The 5,659-nt window shown below is 56.2% G+C and carries 5 protein-coding genes; 1 reads left to right on the plus strand and 4 read right to left on the minus strand.

The genetic code is table 11. The features are described from left to right. From PAT3040_RS39325 to mmgA, 3 genes are all read right to left on the minus strand, one after another. On the minus strand, positions 1–752 hold a 752-nt coding region (locus PAT3040_RS39325; protein WP_258235282.1), incomplete at its 3' end, for an acyl-CoA dehydrogenase family protein. Positions 753–824: 72 nt separating this feature from the next. After that, on the minus strand, positions 825–1,685 hold the full coding sequence (locus tag PAT3040_RS32565) for a 3-hydroxyacyl-CoA dehydrogenase family protein (RefSeq protein WP_108995943.1): 861 nt from the start codon (positions 1,683–1,685) through the stop codon (positions 825–827). 393 nt (positions 1,686–2,078) lie between these two features. Then, positions 2,079–3,263, minus strand: coding sequence for an acetyl-CoA C-acetyltransferase (gene mmgA, locus PAT3040_RS32570; protein ID WP_108995944.1), 1,185 nt, complete (start codon positions 3,261–3,263; stop codon positions 2,079–2,081). An 848-nt stretch (positions 3,264–4,111) separates the two neighbouring features. Between mmgA and PAT3040_RS32575 the strand changes: the two genes are divergently transcribed. Next, the gene (locus PAT3040_RS32575; protein WP_108995945.1) at positions 4,112–4,498 is read left to right on the plus strand and encodes a hypothetical protein; all 387 of its coding nucleotides are present in this window, start codon (positions 4,112–4,114) and stop codon (positions 4,496–4,498) included. A 774-nt stretch (positions 4,499–5,272) separates the two neighbouring features. On the opposite strand, the gene PAT3040_RS32580 is transcribed toward PAT3040_RS32575, so the two are convergent. Continuing rightward, on the minus strand, positions 5,273–5,659 hold a 387-nt coding region (locus tag PAT3040_RS32580; protein ID WP_181376976.1), incomplete at its 5' end, for an S-layer homology domain-containing protein.

Genomic DNA, 5,659 nt, shown 5'->3' on the forward strand with positions numbered 1-5,659 from the left:
AGCGCCTGCGCCGCGATGCCGATTCGGCCGGCATCCAGATGCGAAAGCGCGATTCGCAAGCCCTCTCCTTCTTTGCCAAGCAAGCAATCTTCGGGCACCTTCGCGTTGTCGAACACAAGCTCGGTCGTGCTGGAGCCGTGAAGACCCAGCTTTTTTTCGCGTTTTCCGACCGTCAGTCCCTTCGTGCCGCACTCTACAATGAATGCGGATATGCCCTTCATCCCTTTGCCCGGGTCCGTTACCGCAAACGTAATGTAAGTGTCCGCGTAACCTCCGTTCGTAATAAACGATTTCGTGCCGTTTAAAATGTAGCGGTCGCCGCGTTTCTCCGCCTTCATCCGCATGCTTGCGGAATCCGAGCCTGCACTCGGCTCCGTCAGGGCGAAGGCCCCAAGCGCCTCGCCCGAGGCAAGCCGCGGGATGAACCGTTTTCGCTGGTTTTCGTTGCCGTCGTATAAAATCGGGCAAGTACCGACCGAGCTGTGCACGGACAGAATAACGCCAACCGCGGCGCTTGCCTTCGATATTTCATGGATGGCAATCACGTTCGAGACGTAATCCGCGCCGACGCCCCCATACTTCTCCGGCACGGCGATGCCCATGAGCCCCAGCCCTCCCATTGCGGCAATCAGCGCCTCAGGGAAGGCATCCCTTTCTTCCATATCGGCGACGCACGGCGTTACCTCTCTCCTCGCGAAATCCCGTATCATTTCGCGCATCGCTTCCTGCTCGCTTGTCAGTGGCGGCATCATGGCATCCACTTCCCCCGCTGTATAATCGTGCTGATTGGGATTTACGTTGTAACCGCTTTGTCGCAGACAACATCATGTGTCATACAAATAGAACCCCCGCCCCGTCTTCTTGCCCAGCCAACCGGCCTGCACGTACTTGCGCAACAATGGGCACGGGCGGTACTTGGAATCGCCGAATCCCTGAAGAAGCACCTCCATGATGGCCAGGCATGTATCGAGACCGATCAGGTCTGCCAGCGCCAGCGGTCCCATGGGATGCCGCATGCCCAGCTTCATGATGGCGTCCACCGCCTCCGGCGAAGCTACGCCTTCATGCACGCAGCAGATCGCTTCGTTAATCATCGGCATCAACACGCGGTTGGAAACGAAGCCGGGGCTGTCTCCCGCTTCGACCGGCGTCTTGCCTAACCTCTGCACGAAATGATGGGCCTCCCGGAAAGTTGCATCCGAGGTAGCAAGGCCGCGAATAAGCTCCACAAGCGGCATGACCGGCACCGGGTTCATAAAATGAATGCCCACGACGCGATCAGCCCGCCCCGTAGAGGCTGCCAGCTCGGTAATCGGCAGCGCCGACGTATTGCTCGCCAGGATGGTCGCCGCCGGACAACGATCGTCAAGGCGGCGGAACAACTCACGCTTGGCCGGCAAACTCTCGACGATGGCTTCGATGACTAGCTCCGCGCGTGCCGCCGCTTTAATATCGTCGGCAATCATAATCCGCCCGAGCATCTCCGACGTTTCGGCCTCGCTCTTCCGTCCCTTGGCGACATCTCGTGCCGCTTGGCGACGCAAGGACTCCAGCCCGTGCTCCGCGCGTTCCGGCGACACATCATGCAGAAGCACTTGCAGCCCCGCCTCCGCTGCCGACTGGGCAATGCCGCCTCCCATCTGTCCCGCGCCGACAACCATCAGCGTCCGGATACGATTGCTCATGGATGGCCTCCTTTCCGCGGTTCGGTTATCGTACATGAACAACCATCTGCGCCCGGATACGATTGTTCATTCGGATATCGTACATGAACAACCATCAGCGTCCAGTTACGATTGTTCATTCGGATATCGTACATAAACAACCATCAACGTCCGGTTACGATTGTTCATACGGATATCGTACATGAACAACCATCAGCGTCCGGATACGATTGTTCATTCGGATATCGCACTTGGACTTAATGCTCCACGCATTCCTTCCTTCATTGGTCTCGCATGCATCAGAGCCGACCGGCAGACTTCATTATTCAAGTCGAACCGGCTCCATCCTGATCATGCCAGGGCAGCAATTCTACGATCGCTCCGCTCCCCGCAGACAACAGGGTTATTAACGAGCTACATCACCTCAAGCAAAACGGCATCCCCTTGGGCTGTTCCGCTGCATATGGCCGCGACTCCCAGACCGCCGCCCCTACGGCGGAGCTCCATCACGAGCGTCAATACGATGCGCGCCCCGCTTGCCCCGACGGGATGTCCGAGCGCAACCGCTCCTCCGTTTACATTCACCTTGGATGGATCGCATCCCAGCATACGCGCGCTTGTTAGAGTGACAGCCGCAAATGCCTCGTTTATCTCGAACAAATCAATGTCCTGGACAGAGTGGCCGTTTCGGTCGAGCAGCTTCCTGATGGCGGCAGCCGGGGCCGTCGCAATGTAAGGCGCCTCCAGCGCCGACGCGGCGTGACCTACAATGCGGGCTATTGGCATTAAGCCAAGCTCATTCGCCTTATCTTGCGACATCAGCAGCAGCGCGGCTGCGCCGTCGTTCACCCCTGGCGCATTTCCCGCCGTGATCGTGCCGTCAGCAGCAAAGACGGGCGCCAGGCGCGACAGCGCTTCCGCACTCGTATCGGCTCGAGGAGCTTCGTCGCTGTCGATAGCGTTCTCCGCCCCATGCCTGCCTGACGAACGAATGGCCACAATTTCTTCGCGCAGCTTACCGTTCTGCATAGCAAGTATCGCTCTCTGATGACTGAGGAGCGCCCACTCGTCCTGCTCCTGCCGAGTTATGTTATATTCCTGTGCCACCTTGCTGCCGTGCACAGCCATATGCACTTTATCGAACGGGCATTGCAGCCCGTCGTGAAGCATCAGGTCGACGATTGTCGCATTGCCAAGCCGACTGCCCCAGCGCATACCGGGTATAGCATGCGCTGCCTGGCTCATGCTTTCCATACCGCCCGCCACGACGATGTCGGCATCTCCCGCTCGAATCATTCCGTCCGCCATCGTAATCGCCCGAATTCCTGACGCGCAAACCTTGTTAATCGTCTCGGCAGGCGTGCTCCACGGCAATTCTGCATATCTCGCCGCTTGTCTCGCGGGATTCTGTCCAGCCCCGCCCTGCAAGGCCATGCCCATGATGACGTGCTCTACCTGCTCCGGCCGCAGTCCCGCACGGCATACAGCCTCTCTGATGGCTTCACCCCCCAGTTGAACGGCTGTGATTTCCTTGAACACACCGCCGAGCTTGCCAAAGGGCGTCCTTGCTCCGCTGACGATAACGGTTGTCGAAGCCATGCTCCCATCCCCTCTCGCCTTGCCGATTGCTGCGAAACTTATGGTCCCCGCTCGTTCATGTGACGCTTCGGATCATAGGCTGCCTAGTGATCCGGCATTTGTGCCGTTTCGGATCATAGTCTGTCTAGTGGTCCAGCACTTGTGACGTACAAGCTATCTATACTCCAATCTATCTGTTTATCCATACTTATGTTTGCGATGCCGGCAACATGATATTTGTTGTTCACGTACGTGCCCTGGACTCGCACCATTCCTATGCAGATAGGCAACGCTCGCCGTGGGATTTTAAGTTTGCTGTGTCGACTTAACTTCCATAAAAGCGGCGCTGCCGACGGTTTAGATCGGTTGCGTAGACTTAAACTCCACACAGGCGGCGCTGCTGGCGTTTTAGATCGATCGCGCCGACTTAAACTCCATAAAAGTCGCGCCGACGACGTTTTAGATCGATCACGCCGACTTAAACTCCATAAAAGTCGCGCCGACGACGTTTTAGATCGATCGCGCCGACCTAAACTCTATATAAGTCGCGCCGACGACGTTTTAGATCGATCACGCCGATCTAATCACCGTAAAAGCGGTGCTGCCGACGGTTTGGATCGGTCGCGTCGACTTAAACTCCATAAATGCGACGCCGCTGGCGTTTAGATCGATAGTACCGATCTAATCACCGTAAAAGCGGTGCTGCCGATGGTTTAGATCGATAGCGCCGACTTAAACTCCACAAAGGCGGCGCTGTTGAGCCCTCGTGACATAAGCCGCATTAAGCCCCTACCCCGCTATTCATACAATCTATTAAGACGAGTTCGGAATAGAATATTAGATGCTTAACGGAAAGAGAGGTGTACCAAATGCAACGAATTGCACTAAATGAAGCGGCTTTGCGCCCGTATATCGGCAGAGTGGTTCAAGCTAGACTGAAGGACGGCTCCATGATTCGCGGAACGATCAAGGCGTACAAAAATGGCCGACTCTACTTCTCCTCTATCGACAAGGGTAAAGGGCCGACTTACAATCGTCTCAAAAAACGTCATGCCAAACGAGCCAAAACAAAAGCGCATGTATCGTTTTTCTTCTTCGGCGCGGCCATCGCGCTCGCGTTCATCGCGGCGTTGTTCATCGTTCCCTTCGGCTTCGGCTGGGGAGGCGGTTTCGGCGGTGGTTTCGGCGGCGGCTTCGGTGGAGGATGCGGTTGCGGCGGCGGATGTGGCGGAGGCTGCGGCGGAGGCTTTTATTAACCGTTAGACATCTCAGCGGACATCTATAGCTTCTGGAAGCACTTAGAAAGTTGGGTTTAGCCTGCAGCCTGCTTATCCTGCGAGATAAGCAGGCTGCAGTCATTCCATGCAGCTACCTCAGATCGGTTCCAACAAGCACCCGTCTCGAGGCAAAAAATCCGTCGACGTTCTTTGGCAGAACAGCATGTTTGGAGCTGGAGCCATAAGCGTTACTAACGCCTATGGACGCTAATCAAAGTTACTTTACGGTCCATCGGCGTTTTTAACGCCTACAGCTGCTCGTCGGCCTACTTTTTGGAGCCATAAGCGTTACTAACGCCTATGGCTGCTAATCAGAGTTACTATCCGGTCCATTGGCGTTTTTAACGACTACAGTTGCTCGTCACCTACTTTTTGGAGCCATAAGCGTTACTAACGCCTATGGCTGCTAATCAGAGTTACTATCCGGTCCATTGGCGTTTTTAACGACTACAGTTGCTCGTCACCTACTTTTTGGAGCCATAAGCGTTACTAACGCCTATGGACGCTAATCAGAGTTACTTTCCAGTCCATCGGCGTTTTTAACGCCTACAGCTGCTCGTTCGCCTACTTTTTGGAGCCATACGCGTTACTAACGCCTATGGACGCTAATCAGAGTTACTTTCCAGTCCATCGGCGTTTTTAACGCCTACAGCTGCTCGTTCACCTACTTCCTATTCAACGAAAAAAGCCGAGCAAGGAAATCCCACGCTCAGCTTTTCTCGCCTTGTACATACGGCTATATCTTCATCCTCTTTATGGCTCCCGCATCATACCAAGCAGCTTCAGAATGGCCTCCACGGCCTCCACGCGAGTGGCGGCGGTCCGAGGCTGGAACAAGCCATCGCCGCCCAATTCCATAATGCCGCCTCCCAAGACTTGATTGACGGACGCTCGTGCCCAGTCCGCGACAGCCGCTTCGTCCTGATAGGCGACGGACTCATCCGGCACAAACGGCGGTGCGTCCGCCCCTGCCAAGTACGCATAAGCACGGACCAGCAAAGTCGCCATCTGTTCTCTGCTGATCGTCCGATCGGGGGCGAACCGCTCGCCGTCTACTCCGTTTATAAGGCCGGCCTCGTATGCCGCCCCTACCGCCCCGGCGTGCCATGCGCCGGCAGCGACATCGCGGAACGGCGGCGC

This window comes from Paenibacillus agaridevorans, from assembly GCF_003112455.1.
In the GTDB taxonomy this organism is placed as follows: domain Bacteria; phylum Bacillota; class Bacilli; order Paenibacillales; family Paenibacillaceae; genus Pristimantibacillus; species Pristimantibacillus agaridevorans.

Bases quoted from the DNA above. Each gene is read 5' to 3' on its own strand.
- PAT3040_RS32565 (WP_108995943.1), bottom strand. From the start codon at position 1,685: ATGAGCAATCGTATCCGGACGCTGATGGTTGTCGGCGCGGGACAGATG.
- mmgA (WP_108995944.1), bottom strand. From the start codon at position 3,263: ATGGCTTCGACAACCGTTATCGTCAGCGGAGCAAGGACGCCCTTTGGC.
- PAT3040_RS32575 (WP_108995945.1), top strand. From the start codon at position 4,112: ATGCAACGAATTGCACTAAATGAAGCGGCTTTGCGCCCGTATATCGGC.